This window comes from Paenibacillus sanfengchensis (assembly GCF_036864765.1).
GTDB lineage: Bacteria > Bacillota > Bacilli > Paenibacillales > Paenibacillaceae > Fontibacillus > Fontibacillus sanfengchensis.
Window position 1 is genome coordinate 298821 of record NZ_JBAGJC010000003.1, and the last position, 18010, is coordinate 316830.

General features: G+C 58.5%; 12 protein-coding genes. All 12 read right to left on the bottom strand.

Features of this window, described 5'->3' with window-relative positions:
* Window positions 1–33: 33 nt before the first annotated feature.
* Entirely contained in the window at window positions 34–1389 is a 1356-nt protein-coding gene (locus V4U84_RS07600) for a glucose-6-phosphate isomerase (protein WP_334073710.1), read from the bottom strand.
* Between the two features lie 154 nt (window positions 1390–1543).
* Window positions 1544–2428 (bottom strand): NAD(P)-dependent oxidoreductase, encoded by an 885-nt coding sequence (locus V4U84_RS07605; RefSeq protein WP_334073709.1) that lies wholly within the window; start codon window positions 2426–2428, stop codon window positions 1544–1546.
* Window positions 2429–2602: 174 nt separating this feature from the next.
* Window positions 2603–2923: a pyrimidine/purine nucleoside phosphorylase gene (gene ppnP / locus V4U84_RS07610; protein ID WP_334073708.1), complete on the bottom strand. Its 321-nt coding sequence runs from the start codon at window positions 2921–2923 to the stop codon at window positions 2603–2605.
* 35 nt (window positions 2924–2958) lie between these two features.
* Complete coding sequence (gene tkt, locus V4U84_RS07615; RefSeq protein ID WP_334073707.1) at window positions 2959–4983, bottom strand: transketolase; 2025 nt, start codon at window positions 4981–4983, stop codon at window positions 2959–2961.
* Between the two features lie 260 nt (window positions 4984–5243).
* Complete coding sequence (locus V4U84_RS07620) at window positions 5244–8093, bottom strand: VWA domain-containing protein (protein WP_334073706.1); 2850 nt, start codon at window positions 8091–8093, stop codon at window positions 5244–5246.
* Window positions 8074–10065, bottom strand: a complete 1992-nt coding sequence (locus V4U84_RS07625) for a vWA domain-containing protein (RefSeq protein ID WP_334073705.1) — start codon at window positions 10063–10065, stop codon at window positions 8074–8076. Before V4U84_RS07625 ends, V4U84_RS07620 begins: the two co-directional genes overlap by 20 nt.
* Before the next feature lie 39 nt (window positions 10066–10104).
* Window positions 10105–10995 (bottom strand): DUF58 domain-containing protein, encoded by an 891-nt coding sequence (locus V4U84_RS07630; protein ID WP_334073704.1) that lies wholly within the window; start codon window positions 10993–10995, stop codon window positions 10105–10107.
* Entirely contained in the window at window positions 10992–11981 is a 990-nt protein-coding gene (locus V4U84_RS07635; RefSeq protein ID WP_334073703.1) for an AAA family ATPase, read from the bottom strand. Before V4U84_RS07635 ends, V4U84_RS07630 begins: the two co-directional genes overlap by 4 nt.
* 38 nt (window positions 11982–12019) lie before the next feature.
* A complete protein-coding gene (locus tag V4U84_RS07640; protein WP_334073702.1) occupies window positions 12020–13720 on the bottom strand; it encodes a phage tail tape measure protein in 1701 nt (566 codons plus the stop codon).
* 38 nt (window positions 13721–13758) lie between these two features.
* A complete protein-coding gene (locus tag V4U84_RS07645) occupies window positions 13759–14706 on the bottom strand; it encodes an ABC transporter permease (protein WP_334073701.1) in 948 nt (315 codons plus the stop codon).
* Window positions 14681–15631 (bottom strand): ABC transporter ATP-binding protein, encoded by a 951-nt coding sequence (locus V4U84_RS07650; protein ID WP_334073700.1) that lies wholly within the window; start codon window positions 15629–15631, stop codon window positions 14681–14683. Before V4U84_RS07650 ends, V4U84_RS07645 begins: the two co-directional genes overlap by 26 nt.
* Window positions 15628–18006 carry a DUF7408 domain-containing protein gene (locus V4U84_RS07655; RefSeq protein ID WP_334073699.1) on the bottom strand — a complete coding sequence of 793 codons (2379 nt, stop codon included), beginning with the start codon at window positions 18004–18006 and terminating at the stop codon, window positions 15628–15630. Before V4U84_RS07655 ends, V4U84_RS07650 begins: the two co-directional genes overlap by 4 nt.
* Window positions 18007–18010 lie beyond the last annotated feature (4 nt).

Genomic DNA, 18010 nt, shown 5'->3' on the forward strand with positions numbered 1-18010 from the left:
GCTTTATTCCTGCCTTGTATAAAGGCTGGTCGATTACTCGGAAAGTCTTGCTTCCAGTTCCGCTTTCTCTTTCTCGTAACCCGGTTTGCCCAGCAGAGCGAACATGTTCTTCTTGTACGCCTCTACGCCCGGCTGATCGAATGGGTTTACGCCCATCAGGTAGCCGCTGATGCCGCAGGCCTTTTCAAAGAAGTATACCAGATAACCGAAGGAATATGGAGTCAAATCCGGAACATTTACGACCAAATTCGGAACCTGACCGTCGGTATGGGCCAGCAATGTGCCCTGGAACGCCTTTTTGTTGACGAAGTCGAGCGTTTTGCCGGCCAGGAAGTTAAGGCCGTCCAGATCCGCCGGATCGGATTCGATCGTAATGTGGCTAGGTACTTCGGTAACCTGAATGACAGTTTCAAAGATGTTGCGGTTGCCCTCCTGGATAAATTGACCCATGGAGTGCAGGTCTGTCGAGAAATCCACCGCAGCCGGGAAAATTCCTTTGAAGTCCTTGCCTTCGCTCTCGCCGTAGAGCTGTTTCCACCATTCGGACACGTAATGCAGGGAAGGCTCGTAGTTCACCAGGATTTCCGTCACTTTCCCTTTGCGGTACAGCGCGTTGCGGACTGCCGCATATTGGTAGCTGGCGTTCTCGGCCAGATTCGGATTGCTGTATTCCTTGGACGCATCGGCCGCGCCTTGCATCATTTCCTCAATGTTAATGCCTGCTGTCGCAATCGGCAACAGGCCTACCGCCGTCAGAACGGAGTAACGTCCGCCAACATCGTCCGGAATCACGAATGTTTCGTAGCCTTCTTCATTGGACAGCTTCTTCAGGGCGCCTTTCTCGCGGTCGGTAGTAGCATAAATCCGCTTGCGGGCCTCTTCTTTGCCGTATTTCTTCTCCAGAGCCGCACGGAAAATCCGGAAGGCAATTGCCGGTTCCGTCGTCGTTCCCGACTTCGAAATGACGTTGATGGAGAAGTCCTTGCCTTCGATCAGATCGAGGAGATGATTGACATAAGTAGAGCTGATGTTGTTGCCGGCAAAATAGATTTCCGGGGTTTTACGCTTGTCCTTAGGAAGCAAATTATAGAAGGAATGCGAAAGCGACTCGATCGCCGCGCGAGCGCCAAGGTAGGAACCGCCGATCCCGATCACGATGAGAACCTCGGAATCGCTTTGGATTTTGGCAGCGGCTTTCTGAATTCGGGAAAACTCTTCTTTATCGTATGCCGTAGGGAGGTCGATCCAACCTAGAAAATCGGAGCCGGCGCCTGTCCCACTATGTAATTGCTCGTGAGCCGCACGAATTTGGGTTTCCAAATAATCCACTTCGTGCTGACCGACAAATTGCAAGGCTTTGCTGTAATCGAACGTTACTTTTTTAGACATGCTGATAATTACCTCCATCTATTTATTGGTCTCACTGCCTATCCAGAGGACAACCATGGTGCATTAACTTGTAACTAGGATACTGTAAAACACCCGTGAAAACAAGGGTACTTTATACACCTTTCCAAGGGTGAAAAAGGCTTCCCGCTCTATTTTACCGCTCCGTATAATACTTAAAAAGCACCTGTGTTCCTTTATCCTCGTAGCCCTCATTCGCAAGCTGCTTATAGAGCGATTCAGCGAGAGCCAGCCCCGGCGTATCCAGCCCCATTTCCCGCGCCGATTCCAGGGCGATCCCCATATCTTTAATGAAATGCTTCACGTAAAAACCGGGCTCGAAATTCCCCGCAATCATGCGCGGACCCAAATTGCTAAGCGACCAACTGCCCGCGGCTCCGCTTTCGATGCTCCGCAGTACGGTTTCCGGGTCAAGCCCCGCGCTCCGCGCGTAGGCCAGCGACTCGCTGACCCCCATCATCCCCGAGGCGATGGCGATCTGGTTGCACATTTTCGTGTGCTGCCCGGCCCCCGCTTTTCCTTGAAGCACGATGTTGCTGCCCATCAGCCGAAAAAGCGGCAGCACCGCCTCAAAGTCCGCCGCATCGCCGCCGACCATAATGGAGAGTTTGGCATCGCGGGCACCGATGTCCCCGCCGGAAACCGGGGCGTCCAAACCGTGAAGCCCCCGGGCGGCGCAGGCTTCGTAAATCCGCCCGGCCAGCAGCGGACTCGAGGTCGTCATATCGATCAGATAAGCTCCCGGCTTGGCGCGGTCCACGAGCCCGTTTTCGCCCAAATAAATGTCCTCCACATCTTTCGGATAACCGACCATCGTAAAGACCACATCACACGCCGCGGCCAGGTCTCCCGGCGTCTCGTGCCATACGGCTCCCCCTTCGACCAGCTCCCGCGCTTTTGCGGGAGTTCGGGTATACACATGCAGCGGGTAACCGGCCTTTTGTATATGACCGGCCATACTTTTGCCCATAACCCCGATTCCGATAAAGCCTACCGATGTACTTTCAGGTGTAAATGCCATAGTAGTTCCTCTCCTTGTCCGTATACGCACTCGATGCTTATTAGTATATCAACTGAAATAAGTCCATGTTTCCAGTAATAGCATAACCATGCTGCCCAAGGCAACCTTCCGTATGGGAAAAGGCAGATACAGCCTAAGCATGTACCTGCCTTTTGGAAGAGATCCAACTTTAACTTAAGCCCCTGAACCGTAAGAGCAGCAGTAATCCGTAACACGCTGGACCACCAGCTTGAAGGAGGAGTTCGCCGGCACGGTAAACGTACCGCGCCCGCTGATCTCTCTCCAGATCGTCTCGCCCGGAAGCAGGACCTTCAAGTCTCCGGAAAGAATGTCCATCACTTCCAGCGAGTCCGTGCCGAATTCATACTCGCCGGGAAGCATAATTCCGAGCGTAATTTTATTTCCGTCCTGCAGCCATACCGTCCGGCTTGTTACTTTGCCGTCAAAATAAATGTTGGCAGCCTTGTCTACAGTTACATTCTTGAATTGCTCCACGCTTCCCGCTCCCCTCGGACATGATCCGATTGATGTTATTTCAATTGTTCCTTGACATGCTTCACCACGTTGGCCACGGTAAAGCCGTATTCTTCAATCACCTTGTCCCCGGGCGCGGAAGCTCCGAAGGTGTCGATGCCGATGACGCTGCCCTTCTCGCCCACATAACGCTCCCATCCGAACGGATGCGCCATTTCCACGGCGACGCGGGCTTTCACCTCAGGCAGAATGACGGAATCTTTGTAAGCCTGATCCTGCTTGTTGAAAAGATCCCAGCTCGGCAGGCTGATGACGCGGACATGAATGCCTTCCTCCGCCAAAGCGGCTTGAGCCTTAACGGCAAGCTGCACTTCGGAGCCGGTGGCGATAATTTGCGCAACCGGTTTGCCGTCCTTGGCATCCGACACGACATAGCCGCCGCGTTTTACGCCGTCGCGCGCGTGTGCGGGCGTCTTCTCCAGAATCGGCAGGTTTTGACGCGTCAGCACCAAAGCCACAGGATTGGAGGTATTCTCCACCGCGTAGGCCCAAGCGGCGGACGTTTCGTTGCCATCGGCAGGACGAATGACCGTCAGACCCGGAATAATGCGGAGGGATGCCAATTGCTCGATCGGCTCGTGCGTAGGACCGTCTTCCCCAACGGCGATACTGTCGTGCGTGAGAACGTAGGTCACAGGCAGCTTCATGAGTGCGGCCAGACGCACAGCCGGACGAAGATAATCGGTGAACACGAAGAACGTGCCTCCGAACACTTTAAGTCCGCCATGCAGCGCGATCCCGTTCATCGCCGCAGCCATGCCGAATTCGCGTACGCCGAAATACAGGTTGCGCCCTTCGCGGCTTTGCGGCGTATAAACCGAAAGACCTTTAAGGTGCGTCATCGTCGAGCTTTCCAGGTCGGCAGAGCCGCCGAGAAGCTGCGGTACGCCGCCGGTCAGACCGTTCAGCGCGTTGCCGGAAGCGACGCGGGTGGACAGCGCTTTATCGTCGGCGCTATATTTCGGCAGATCCTTATCCCAGCCGGACGGAAGTTCACCGGCCAAAGCCTTTTCGAATTGGGCGGCCAGTTCCGGATACTGCGCTTTATATTTGGCAAAAGTCTCGTCCCAAGCTTTGTTCGCCGCGATGCCGCGCTCTTTGACTTGAGCGAAATGCTCGCGAACTTCCTGCGGAACGTAGAAATCTTCTTCATAAACCCATTTGTAAAATTCTTTGGTCAGTTTGGCTTCTTCCGCGCCAAGCGGAGACCCGTGCGTACCGCCATGACCGCCCTTGCCTTGCTTGTTCGGGCTGCCGTAACCGATGACCGTCTTCACCTCGATCAAGGTCGGACGCTCCGTGTCACGCTTGCCTTCTTCGATCGCAGCCGCAATGGCGGACAGATCGTTGCCGTCCTCGACGAGAAGCGTTTGCCAGCCATAAGCTTCAAAACGCTGTCTTACCTTCTCGGAGAAGCTGAGGTTAAGCTCGCCGTCCAGCGAAATATCGTTGGAGTCGTAAAGGAAAATCAGCTTTCCCAGCTTCAGATGACCCGCCAAGGAGGCCGCCTCGCTGGCAACGCCTTCCATCAAGTCTCCGTCGCCGCAGATCCCGTAAGTATAGTGATCGATCAGTTTCAGATCGCCCTTGTTGTAAGTCGCAGCGAGTTGGGTTTCGGCAAGCGCCATTCCCACCGCCATGGCGATCCCTTGTCCGAGCGGACCCGTCGTAGCGTCAACGCCCGCGGTGTGCCCGAATTCCGGGTGGCCCGGCGTTTTGCTGCCCCATTGGCGGAACTGCTTGATTTCTTCCATCGGAAGATCATATCCGGACAAGTGAAGCAAGCTGTACAGCAGCATGGAGCCGTGTCCGGCCGACAATACGAAACGGTCGCGGTTGATCCATGTCGGATGATCCGGATTGTGCGTCATCGTTTTGGCGAACAGCTGATAACCCATCGGCGCGGAGCCCATCGGCATCCCCGGATGGCCGGATTTCGCCTTTTCGATGGCATCGATCGCCAGCGTACGAATCGTAGTAATCGACAAATTTTCAATCGTGTTGTTGTCTGACAATGGCATTTCTTTTCCTCCTTGGTCATGGAAAAATACTTGTTCATCAAGAAAGACTGGAGCTTGCTAAGTTAAACATTCATATTGAAAAGATCATTTTGACTTTATCTATTGTACCACTACCTGCATCTCTTTTCCAGAACAAGATGACTTTCTCAACAATCGTCCATAGCTTTCCCATGAGAGAGGCAAGAATACCTCCATGCGCCAAAAAGAACGATCCTCCCGGTGCGGACAAAATCTATGAAATATAGCGAAACGCCAAGCGCTTATCGGCCGCCGCGCCGCTTGGCCTCCAGCAGGCGGCCAAGCCGGTCCGCGCCTCCGTCTCCGGCGGGCGCGGCCTCCGGGCCGGCCTCCTCCCGTGGAGGGGAGGCCGGCGTCTGCGGCGGGGCATCGGCGGCAGCAGCGCCGTCGGCGCCCGCGCCGTAAAAGGCGGCCGCGCGCGTCTTCCGCGCGGCCAGCCGGGCGAGCCCGGCGTCCGCCCCGGCGGCGGACGCAGCGGGCGGTTCCGCCGCGAGCGCGCGGGCGCGGCGGCGCCAAGGGCTGACGGCGGCAAGGAACGCCGCCAGCCGGGACCATGGCAGCGCCAGACGCCGGACGGCGATGTCGGCGAGCCAGAGCAGCAGCGCCGCGATCAGCAGCGGGCGCTCCCAGCCGCGCAGCGACCGTTCGGGCTGCGCCTTAAACCGGAACGCCGCCTCCGGGTCGTTCCAGTCCAGCACCCGGCCGCCGGTCTGCTCGGCCAAAGCCTGCAGCTTGTCGTCCTGTGCCCCACCGGCCGGAATGCGGAATTCCGGCGAGTACGGCACGACGAAGCCGGTGCCCGTGCTTCCGTTCAGCGCTTCACCGCCGCCATCTTTGGCCTGCAGGTGGAGCAAAAAGGAACCCGGCGTTCGGATATCCGTCGATCCGGAATAAACGCCCGGAGAGATCTGGATCAGCGGAATGTCCCGCTCCCCTCCTTCCTCCCCGGTGACGACCGCTTCCAGCTCTTCGGGAGCGTCCGCTCCTTCCGCCGTCACTTCAAAATGCACTTCATTTCCCATTACAGTCGTGTTCACTTCATACGGGGAAGCGGAGAATTGCGGAAAGGTCCACTTCACCATTTCCGCAAACCACCCGGGAAATTCGGGCCACTTGACCCAATCCCGCGACCATTTCCCCGTCAGGTCGCTGGTCCAGGCAACCGTTCGCCCAGAACCGTACTGCCACCTGGCGAGCAGCGGATCGGGCTCGGGGCTGGACAGCACGGTCTGAGCCGTAAGCTTAGGCGTGGCAGCGACGTACCCGTAAATGCGCGGCGTCCCGTTCCGGAACCAGCCGCCCCAATCCCCCGGTTCCACAAGCGCAGGGACGAACGGGCGGTCGACGATATACGTTCTGGCGATCATCGCGGCCTCCCGGCTGAAAATGGCCGGCAGCGTCGTGGCATCCTCCACAAGGTAATACCGGCCTTTGGCGCCGTTAGCCAAACGCTGCAGCAGATTTACGTCGGCATCCTCGCCGACCGCCACGGTGGACATCGTGATTTTCCCGTCCACCATTGTTTCCAGAAGGTCGTCATAACCCGAATTTACGGCGGATTGACCGTCCGTCAGCAGGATGATATGCTTCCGCTGCGCCTCGGCCGCCAGCATTTTCTCCGTGGCCTCCGATACGGCGGGAAAAATATTTGTCCCTCCCGCGGCCGGAATGCCGCTGATCTGAGCGATCACCGCTTCCTTGTCGTCCAGCGTCCGGGGCTCGACCACCCACCATGGCTGATCGTCGAAAGCGATCACGCCGACCGTATCCTTCGGCCGCAGCAGTTCCACCGTTCGGATCGCCGATTCCTTGGCCAACTCCAGTTTATCCCCCGCCATACTGCCCGACCGGTCGATGACCAGGATCAGCCCCAGGGAAGGGATCTGCCTTTTTCCCTCCAATTCCATGGAAACGGGAAGCAACTGCTCGATCGGCGTTTTATAGTAACCGCCCATTCCGAAGCTGTCCTCGCCTCCAATCATCATAAAGCCAATGCCAAAGGATCGGACCGCCTGTTCGATCAGTTCCATTTGTTTGCCTCCGACCTGCTCGCCGGACACATTATTGAACAGAATGCTTTCATATCCGGCGTACTTGACCAGCTCCGAGGGCAGCATGCCGGGCAGAATGACCTCGTAATCGATCAGCCCGGATTTCAACGCGTTTTCCAGATTGGAGGAGGTCCCCGGCTTTCCCTCGATGATCAGCACTTTGGGCTCGCCTTCCACCCGGGTGAACGCATAATGGGCATTGTTCTCGGCGCGTTCGTCCCCATCCGCAAAAAATTCGGCCCGGTAGCGGTGCAGCCCCGGTTCTCTGGCCAGTCCCTGCAAGGAAAAGCGGTTGTCGCCCCGTTCGAGCGCGATGTCATGCCGGCCGATTTCCCGGTTGTCTTCATATAGCCGCAGTTCGCCCTCACCGGCAAAGGTGCTGCGGATCAGCACTTCAAAAGCGAAGGATTCTCCCGGATACAATTGCTCGGGAAGAATAAATTCCTCAATGGCGGCGTCCGTATGCCGCGGCGGCGTTTTCTTCACCACATCGACCGCGATTCCGCGTTCTTTCAGCAGTGCGGCTTCCGCAGCCGCATCGCCGACATTCTCCCCGCCGTCCGAAATCAGCACGATTCTTCGGTTCTCCTTGCCTGCAAACAGACTGCCCGCGACTTGAAGTCCTTTCTCCAGATTGGTAAACCCCCGATTGACTTCCGCCCCCAGGCTTAAATCTGAAACGGGGCGCGCATCGAGGTTTTTCTCGATCATACCGTCCAGACCGAAGGAAACGACGCCCGCCCGATCTCCGTCGTTTTTTGCCGCCGCGGCCTTGCGGATCCATTCCTGCGCGGAATCCGCTTCCTCGATGCTGTCCGAGCGATCAGCCAGAAATACAATCTCCTTCTCCTTGACCAGTGTGTACGTTTGAAACCCGGCCAGGATCAACAGGAGAAGCGTAAGAATAACGGTTCGCAAGGCAACGGCCCATTTTTTGCGGCCCCCCTTCAGCCCGAAGTCGGAACGAAGCGCGTAAAAAACAAAGGCGCCCAACGGGAGCAGCAACAGCAGTGCCCAAGGATTATGAAATTGAACGCCCACGCCGGTACACCCCCCACTCCGTCAAAATCGCAGCGATAGCCAGGATTACGGCCGGATAGACCAAAGAATACGGCGTTTTGGGCTGTCTCTGGGTCGTTTCCGCCCCTTTTTCCTGAGGGGCCTCGCTCATTCCCCCGCCAGCCGGCGGAGCCCCCGCCGCTTCCGGCAAGGCAGGGCCGCGCAGCGAGGATTCCGCCGGATCGGCCGTCACTTCCAGCAGAAAGCCCGGGCGCTCTGTTCCGTCATTTCCAAGGGTCCGCAAGCTCCATAATCCCGGAACACCGGGAGCCTGCTGGCGGGCGGAGAACTCTCCCTCGGTTGCGGATACCGGGATTTCACCGGTCCCTTGGCGGGCGGCATATCCTTCGAGCGGAGCCCAAACCGCCCTGGCCGTGTCCGCTGTGAAGGGAATCTCCAGTTCGCTCCCGGCGACCGCCCTCCCCAGTCCGGCCGTTCCTCCGAATTGCAGCCACTCCACGGCGTTTTTCACGAGAATGGGAAACTCGGGGCGCAGGGGAAGATCCCCGTCCTTCAGATCAAACAAAAAAACGAGGCGGGGAACGCCGTTCTCCGTTCCCGCATAGGCTGCAGGCTGTCCTCCGATCGTCCAGATCGGCTTGGCCCAAGGCGGTATCTTCGCTGGCCAGAGCTGTCCCGCCGGCGGGTCCGTCATCGTCAGATACCGAGTAACCGGGTGTTCCGCAATTTGAATCTCCCCCGATTCGAGGCGGATTTTGCCACCGCCGTTCTCCCAACTCCAAAGCGGCGTTTCCTTAAGCAGTACAGCCCACTCCCCTTCCTGCACGAGATCCGGCAGTGGACCGTCCACGACGATAAGATCCGGACGAGTCTCCGGAAGCGCGGGGGCTTTCCCCTCCGCACCATCGCCTTCGCCTGCGGGAAGCTGCATTCGCGATAGTCGCACTCCCGTGAGCTGCAACGCTTTTTCCAGAAACAAATTCCCCGGGGAAAGGAGCAGCACGTTCGGGGAATTTGCCCGCTCCCTAAATGCAAAAGCTTCATCGTCCGGGGCATACGCATCCGCTCCCTCGACCGCCAGGCGATAAACGTCTGCCGCGGGCAGACCTTCGAAGGAAACGGTCGATCTTGCCCCCGCTTGAAGCGCCACGGGTTCTGTCGCCAGCAGTTCACCGTCCCCGTAGAGGTTCAGCGTCGCTTTGGTCTCCAAGCTGCCGTGGTTCTTGACCACCGCCACCCCGGTCACGTTCGCTTCCGAATTTTCGGGCGATTTGACTCCGAATTGTTCAATGGCCGTGTTCCGGACTTCCCCTTCCGCTTCCACCGGAACGTATTCCACCGGCACTATGGTTCCCGTATTTTGCTTGCCCGCGACGACCTCGTTCCAGGGGCTGTCCGAAAAAAGCACAATGCGCGCCCGGGAATCGCTTCGGGTCAACGCTGAGGCCAGGGACAGCGTTTCCCGGTAAGCCGCCCTGCCGTAATCCGGAGAAATCCCCGACACCGCCTGGCGAAGCTTGGCCTTGTCAAGCTCCCTTGACAATAAAACCCGGGGCTTGCCGCCGAGTTGAAGAAGCGTGATCTCCTCATTGGACCCCTTGCTTCCGATGTAATGGACGAGTAGGTCTCTCATCCGGTCCAACCGGCTTTCCGACCCGGTTTCGCCGGTTGGACCCGCCTCCGCGGCTGCGCTCATGCTGGCCGACGTATCCATAATAATGACCGTATGGCCTTGAAACCCGCCTTGCACCCGTACGAAAGGCAGCATCAGCGCAGCCACGAGCAGGGCGGCCGCAAGCAACTGGAGCCAAAGCAGCAGCCGATTCTGCAGCTTCTGCCACGGGCGGTTCGCTTCCATATTGCGCAGCACCCGGTTCCACAGCATATGGCTGGGGACAAGCGTGTCGGTATATTTTCGCTTAAACAGATACATGATGACGATCACCGGCAAGGCCAGGCCGAACCAGAGACCTGCCCAGGAGGCGAATTCCATCCGCGCTTCCCCCTTTCATTTCTTCATGAACGTAGTATATCAACCAAGAATCCCCGCCCTGCGAAGCGTCTCAAAAATCCCCTTCTCCAGCGGCAAATCCGTGGGAATGATGACATACCGAATACCTCGCTCCATGCAAAAAGCCGAAATGCGGCCGGTGTAATTTTTCCACTCTGCCGCATAGCTCTCCAGAAACCGTCCGCTTATCGCCAATTCCTTGCCCGTCCCCAGTTCGCTGTCCACCAACCGTAAATCCCCGCTAAACAACGGCTTGATTTCCGCCGGCGATACGACGTGGACAAGGACGATATCCTGACCTGCGGCCATCAAATAGGATAGCGCGTCTTTCAGAGCATCCACCCCGTCCTCCAACCATAAGTCGGAGAAAATCCAGGTCATTCCCGGACGGACGGGCAGCGAAGCTGTACTCCGCAACGCGGACCGGAGGTTCCCCGGACCGGAAGGTTCGGCCTCCTGGAGAAACCGGAACAACCGGAGGGCCGAGGCTTTGCCGCGCACCGCCGGAAGTTTTTGCCGGATCGCATCCGTAAACAAAGCGCCCTCTACCCGATCATCGGCGGCCAAGGCCATATAGCCGATCGCCGCCGCCAGTTTTTTCGCGTAATGGAGCTTGTTCTCTTCGCCGAAATCCATCGATGCCGATATGTCCAGATACAGGCTGACCATGAGTTCCTGCTCGTCCCAATACTGGCGGACAAAAGGGCGGCCGGTCCGCCGGTAGACCCCCCAATCAAAGCGGCGGATATCATCGCCCGGCGTGTATTCCCGGTAATCGGCAAACTCCTGGGACGTGCCGAAGCGGCCGGATAGTCTTTTGCCTTGGGCCGTCCCCCTGACCTGCCGTCCGGAGTTCAGGGACAGCCTTTCTAAGCGGGGAAGCAGGGAAGGCGGAAGCAGCGGCTGATTCATCGGGAGCCCTCCAGCGCGGCCAGGATTTCCTCAACGATTGTATCCGTGGATATGCCCATCGCCTGACCTTCGAAGTTGAGGAACAGCCGATGGCGCAGTGACGGCACCGCAACCGCCGCGATATCGCCGGTTGAAACGTGCAAACGCCCTTTGGAGATCGCCCGCACCTTGGCCGCCGCAATGATCGATTGAATGCCGCGCGGGCCCGACCCGAACCGTACATAATTGCGCACCGTTTCCGGTGCTGCCTGTTCTTCCGGGTGCGTCATCATCAGGAGCCGGATGCCGTAATCCAGCACCTCGTCGGCAAGCAGCACCTCCTTGGCAACCTGGCGGATCTCCAGCAGGTCGGCGACCGAGGTCCGCCGATCCGGTACCGGCGGGGCGGCCGAGGTCGTCCGGCGGACGATCTCCTTAAGCTCCTCCGGGGACGGATAGCCGACCTGGATTTTCAGCATAAACCGGTCAAGTTGGGCCTCGGGCAGCGGATAGGTTCCTTCCTGCTCCAGAGGGTTTTGCGTCGCCAGCACGAAAAAAGGGTGCGGCAGCTTCCGCGTCTCCCCGCCCACCGTAACCGTCTGCTCCTGCATGGCTTCGAGCAGGGCGCTTTGGGTTTTCGGGGAAGCCCGGTTGATCTCGTCCGCCAGCACGATGCCGTTAAACACGGGGCCCGGCTGGAATACTGTATCCGCCGCTCCCTGCGGTCCGAACCTTATAACATTCGTCCCGGTGATATCGCTCGGCATCAAATCCGGCGTAAACTGGATCCGCGAGAAAGATAGATCGAGCGTATCGGCAATCGTCCGGACCAACACGGTTTTTCCCAGACCCGGAATCCCCTCCAACAGCGCGTGCCCGCCGGCAAAAATACACCACAACATCTGCTCCACCACGTCCCGCTGTCCCACGATCACACGGCCAACCTGCTCGCGAACGGCCGATATCGTATCGCTCCAAGCCTTTACTTGCGGCATCGGCTCCAACATCACATATCTCCTCCTTAGATGACATCACCAATTAACGGTCAAGATCCCGGGTCAATTTCCGTAAAATAACGCTCGACCAGTCCCTGCATGCGCTGCGGGAGATCTTTTCGCTCCAGCGACCGTTTGGCTTCGGCCGCATAGTCGCTGTAGACCTCTTCATAGGGGCGGCTGACGCCATCCAGAACGGGGGACTTGCCGCCCTTTTGCACACTGCCGCCGGTACTGGGGCCCCCGTCGGTTTCGACCCGTCCGCCGTCCTGGATACTGCGCGGCGTCGTCACCAGCGTGCGCCCGCCGCTGCCCAGCCCGGCGCCGGAGCCTTGGCCTTGACCGCCTCCCGGGCTCTGGCCCCGACCGGCGCCGGACCCGCTTCCGTTTCCTTGGCCGGCGCCCGCGCCTGGGCCGCTGCCGGTGCCATTTCCGGTACCGGCACCGCTGCCGCCCGGGCGGCCTTCTCCCGAAGCGGCTCCGGGGGAGGCTCCATCGCCGCCAGCGTCAAGCCCGCCGGCAGGAGCGCTTCCCGCCGCCAGCCGCTCCGCCCGGCCGCCCTGGCCCCAGGCGCCCGAAACGGCCAGCCCGGAGGCGGCCATGTCCTCCGCCAAATCCAGCCCCTGCTCCGCCAGGACCGCCGCGAGTTCGGCGGCGGCCGCGGCCTGGCCGGATGTGGCCGCCGCGGCGCGGATCTCGGACTCCATCGCTTCGGCCAGTTCCTTCAGCGCCTGGTCCATCCCGGCGGCCTCACCGCTCTCGATCGCGGACGCCGCCTTCCGCAGCGTTTCCGCCAGCCGCTCTGCGTCCGGACCCTCGGCGGGCGCGGTTTCGGCCAGCTGCCGCAGCGCTTCGGCCAGGCTCTCCCGCTGCTCCACGGTAAGGCTTGGCAGCTTCCGTCTCAGCTCGTCCGCCGCCTTAACGGCTTCGTTCGGGCTCTTCATCTCCAGCGCCTTGCCCAGCTTCGCCGTGTCCGCGCGGCTTTTCCAGGCTTCAAGCCAATCCGCGCGCCGGCGCTGCCCCAGTTCCAGCTTCTCCGCCATCTCGTCCAGCTTTTGCATTTTTTCCTCCAAGCGGTCCAATGCTTTGCCCGGGTCCCGGTTCCGCAGCAAAGCCTGGCGGAGCTCGGCCAACTCCTCGGCCAACGCCGTCTTCGCCTGCGGATCCAGCGTTTCCGCCTTCAACTGCTCCAGCCTAAGCTCGGTTGCCGCCTGCTGAGTGCGAATCCAGTCGCGAGCTTGGCGGTTCTGTCGCACCGCCTCGTCCATCGGATTCGGCAGCAGTGCCAGCAGCAGCGCGGCGAGCAGGCCTAAGGCGGCGGAAATCCGCCAGTAGTGGCGGCGCGGCAGCGGCAAGCGCTGCTTCAGCGCTCCGACATAGACCTCGCCGTACGCCTCCGCCTGTCCCCGTTGAAGACGGGCGATCGGCGTATCTTCTCCGACGAAGGCCAGCGCCGTCGCCATGAGATCCTGCCGCTCCTCCCCCGGGTTCGCCCGGTCCATCGTCCGGGCGGCTTCCGTGAGCGGCACCTTGCTTAAGCGGCCGTGCAGCCAGCCGGCCGCTGTGCATAAACCTAAGCTGGCCGCCGCATAAACCCATAGCCCTTCCAGGGGCCATAGCCTCCCGGCAGCCAGCCAGAGAAGGGCGGCGGCAAGCCCCGCCAGAGAGCCGTTCCTCATGCCGTCCAGTTCGCGAAACCACCGCAGTCGCCGGCGGACGACATTCAACTGACGCCGGAACTCTTCCTCCATATCTGCCGCCTCCTTCCATTGTCCGTTTTGGATTAAGGTCAAGTCTGTTTCCGCATCACCTTGCCGGTCGTTTCACCGTCTGATTCCGAACTATTGGTGCGGAATCGTTTGCCTCTCACCGGCCGGATCTTGCGGATCGCAATCCAGAGAAAAACGACGATCACTACAGAATAAACAAGCACAAACTCTTGCCACAACTGAATGGGCGCCGTTGTCTGAAGGTTGCTCCCACGAACCAGAAAGGCGTTTTCCGAGAATGACGGTTCCAATATGCTAATCAAGGCGCCCGCCGGGTTCAGCCCGAGCAAATAACCGATCCAGGAATAAGTTTGCGTAATGACTTGCGGCATCGTGTATTGGCGCGCCTGCTCTATGCTTAAAGCAAACAGATAGGCAAGCCCGGTCACCAGAAAGATAACAAGCCCCATGCCGTAAGTCATAATGACGGATACTATCGTTCTTCTGAACAAGGTAGAACACATAACTCCGATCGATCCCAACAGCAGCATGACAAACAGGTAGAAAAAGAAGACCGAAAGCAGTTGGCTCGGGGAAACCCCGCCATACAGAAACACGATACTGTAAACCGGCAGTGTCGCCACGATCAGGAGCGTCATGAAGCCAAGCGAGGAGACCAGTTTGCTTAAAATAATCGTCGCGGAGCTCTGCTGCGTCGTCAGCAGCATGTTCAGCGTCTGCTTTTCCCGCTCTCCGCTGATCACCCCCGCCGTCAGCGCCGGTGTCATAAAAGCGATCAAAACGAGCTGCGCGATGCTGAGCGCATAAAACATCATCCGGCTGCTGCCCGGATCGATTCTCCCGGCCCGCCCCATGCTGCCGGAGGTCATCACGTAAATGATCCCCATCGCCAGGAGCCCCATGACCATTACATAGCTAAGCACCGCCACCGCCGCCCGGGGCGTACGCATTCTCAGCCGGAATTCCTTATCCAGGACGGGATTAATCCACATTTTCCGCCAGTTCATGTCCCGCCCCCCCTTTCGTGATTTCCAGAAAGACGTCCTCCAGATTGCTTTGGGCCTCATGGAAGGAAATGACTTGATATCCCGATGCGATGATGCCGCCCAGCAGTTGCGACTGTTCCGCATCGCCTCCGCCGAAATGAACGTGAACGCCGGACTCGTCGTGCAGTACCTGGCTGATATGCGCCTCGTCCTTAAGCCGTGCCGCCAGCTCATCGGCCCGGTCGATGACGCGGATATGCAGCACTCTTTTTACCCGGAGCCGGTCCTGAATCTCGCTGACCCGCCCTTGGGCGATCATCGTCCCGTGCTCGATCACGCCGATCTCATCGACCATTTCCGCCAGTTCGGGTAAAATATGCGATGAAATGATGATCGTCTTGCCCATCAACTTCAGTTCTTTCAGGATTTCCCGCATTTCGATGCGTGCGCGGGGATCGAGCCCTGAAGCAGGCTCGTCCAGAATCAGCACCTCGGGATCGTGCACCAGGCACCGGGCCAGACAGAGGCGCTGCTTCATGCCGCGGGACAAGCTGTCAACGTAGGTATCTTTTTTGTCGCTCAGGTTAACGAGCTCAAGCAACTGCGGAATGAGGCGCTCTCTTTCATCCCTCGGTATGCCGTAGCTGGCCCCGTAAAAATGGAGATACTCCGTCGTCTTGAACTGGTCGTAAACTCCGAAAAAGTCCGGCATGTACCCGATTCGCTTGCGAACCTCGTGCGGATACTCCGTCACTTCGAAGCCGCCGACCTTGGCCGATCCGGAAGTGGGGGCCAGCAAAGTGGCCAAAATCGACATTGTGGTCGTTTTCCCCGCTCCGTTCGGTCCGACAAAACCGAACACCGTGCCTTTCGATATGGTGAGATTCACCGACTTCAGCGCCTCAAAACCGCCGTACGTCTTGCATAAGTTTTTGATCTCAATCATCGCTTTTGCTTTCCTTTCAGCGAAATTTCCGGCAAATCGAAGTAGGTCCATTCTCCGGCCGCAATTTTTATTTTTACGGTCCTGCTGCGCACATAAGCGCTTGCCTTCTTGGTAAGGTCGGCCTCGAACTTGGCTCCAAGGTCAAATTTCTCCCATTTCCCGACCTCCTGGTTCCAAATCGATACCGTGGTTTTGTCCCCGGGATAGGTGGAGCGGACCGTCAACCGGGATACCCGGATGTCGCCAAGATCCGGCAGGGTGTATTCCAAGGTCATCTCTCCGCTCGACATATTGACCCGGTTTGCTCCTTCCGTCCCCCATTCCTGTGCCGTAACCTCCGTAATCCGCGCCTCGGTCACCCCGAACGGAATCGAGACCTCTCCGTTCTGCTCAAATTCCGGAACAAAGGACTGGGCAACCAAATTGAGCCGGTCGGTTTGCGGCGTTTTTCCGTTCACTTCATATTGGCCTTGGTCGAGCGGCTCCTCGCTCCAGCCGATAAATGTATTTTTTCCCCTGGAGGAGAGTGAGTCCATATAATAGTTGATCATGCCTCTTTGCCGTTCCAGCAAATAATCCTCTTTGTTCCCCGTCGGCGGATATAGGGAGGAACCGTAATCCCCCGTATAAACGGCAACGTCGGCCGCCGGAATCTGCACGGTCTTCCCTTGGGGGAGATCGCCAATCCGGTAGACTTTACCCGCAGAAAGAATTGCCGCCTTATTCAAGTCGGTATTTGTTTCATTCGTCACCTTGCCGGTCAGGCGCCCCTGGGCATCGTACGAGGATTCAATTTTAATGGCGCCAAATTCGGGCAGAACCGTTTCGCCCAACCACAGCTTGGCCAAGGAACGGTGCGTCATGTCCCGGAGCTTCACTTCGGTTGCGTCCTGTTTTACTCTGACCAGTTGACGGTTCGATTGCCCACCCTGTCCGCCGGAGATCAAACCGTCCTCCCGGGACACCGAGACAAAGGTACCGGCCGGAAGCGAAACATTATAAGTACCGCCCCGGGGCACGAACAAAGCCGATGCCGTGGCGTTCAGCGCCCGGCCCTTTCCGTCCAGCTCCACAAAGCTCAACGTATGGCTGCGCACGCTCGATTTGCCGCTCGTTCCCGTCATGTAGACGGCACCGCTGGCCAACACCGCGATCAGCGGAATCAGCCCCCAGGCCCACTCGCGCTTGTCGATTTTTTTCAAAACGTAATACAGCACGGGTGCCACCAGGACGGCATATCCGAGAAGCAGCCAGAACAACATGGAAAAAGGAGGCAGCGTAAGGGACGGGAAATAGTCCAGCAAATAACTGATGTTGAAAATCGGGTTGCTGCCGGAACGCATTCCGCCCTGGCCCAAGGAACCCGGGTTTGCGGAAATCTCTTCACGCAGCAGCCCGCTCCATACTTCGGGATGTCCCGACCACCCTTGAAGCGGCGTCATCGCCGGATCGTAGGCAGCGTAGTAGACCTTCCCTTTACCGACGGACCAAGAGGCGAATAGGGGCAGGGAGCCCTCCGCGATCTCCGCCTTCGCCCCCTTCTTCAACGTCGCCTCGGAAACGGGAAAAGGCTCGCCCAAAGCAAGCGGCTTCCCGCCGGCCTTCGCTACATTCGGCAGGGAGGACACATCCGTACTGCCCTTGTACTCGACCGGGGAGAGATCTTCAAATCCCTTTGCGGTCTTGGGATAACCCTGCCCGCCGGCCAAAACGAGGGAGCCGCCCCCGTCGACCCAAGAGCGGATCGCCTCCACCTGTTCCTTTGTCAGGCTGTCAGCCGGATAATTGTTCATAACGAGCACATCCAGGCTGCCGAGCAGTGCCGCCTCTTTGGGAATATCACTCCCTTTTAGCGGGGCAATCACCGCCTGATTGGCGTTTCCGTTGAGTGCGGCGAGAAAGTTCATCGTATCGGGGTCGGCGGCCAGTACGCCGATCAGCGTTCCCCGAACGGAAGCGCTTTGCAGGTAAGGGGTCCCGGAAGCAAAGGGAATATACTCCCCGGATTCGGCCGAACCTTCGTAGAACCGGATTTCATTATTGTTTTTACTGAAGCTGTCGCCCTCGATGCCGAAGGTGACCACCTTCGTTGTTCCCGCCGGCAAATCCACTTGTTGCACGCGAGAGATGCGGGTTCCCGAAAAAGGAACTGCGGTTTGCACCACCAATTCCCCGGAGATGTCCTGATCGCTTGTCAGCGAAATTTTTAAGGGAATCCATTCATTTGATTTGAAAAGTCCGCCAAAGCCCTCTTCGCTTTGAATCGTGATCTTCGGTCCGGCCTCCGCGGCGGACGCCGGGATTCCCGCGACGCAAAATGCCGTCAGCATCCATCCCAGGAATGCGTACAAGGCGTATCGTTTTATTGAAAGCAACACA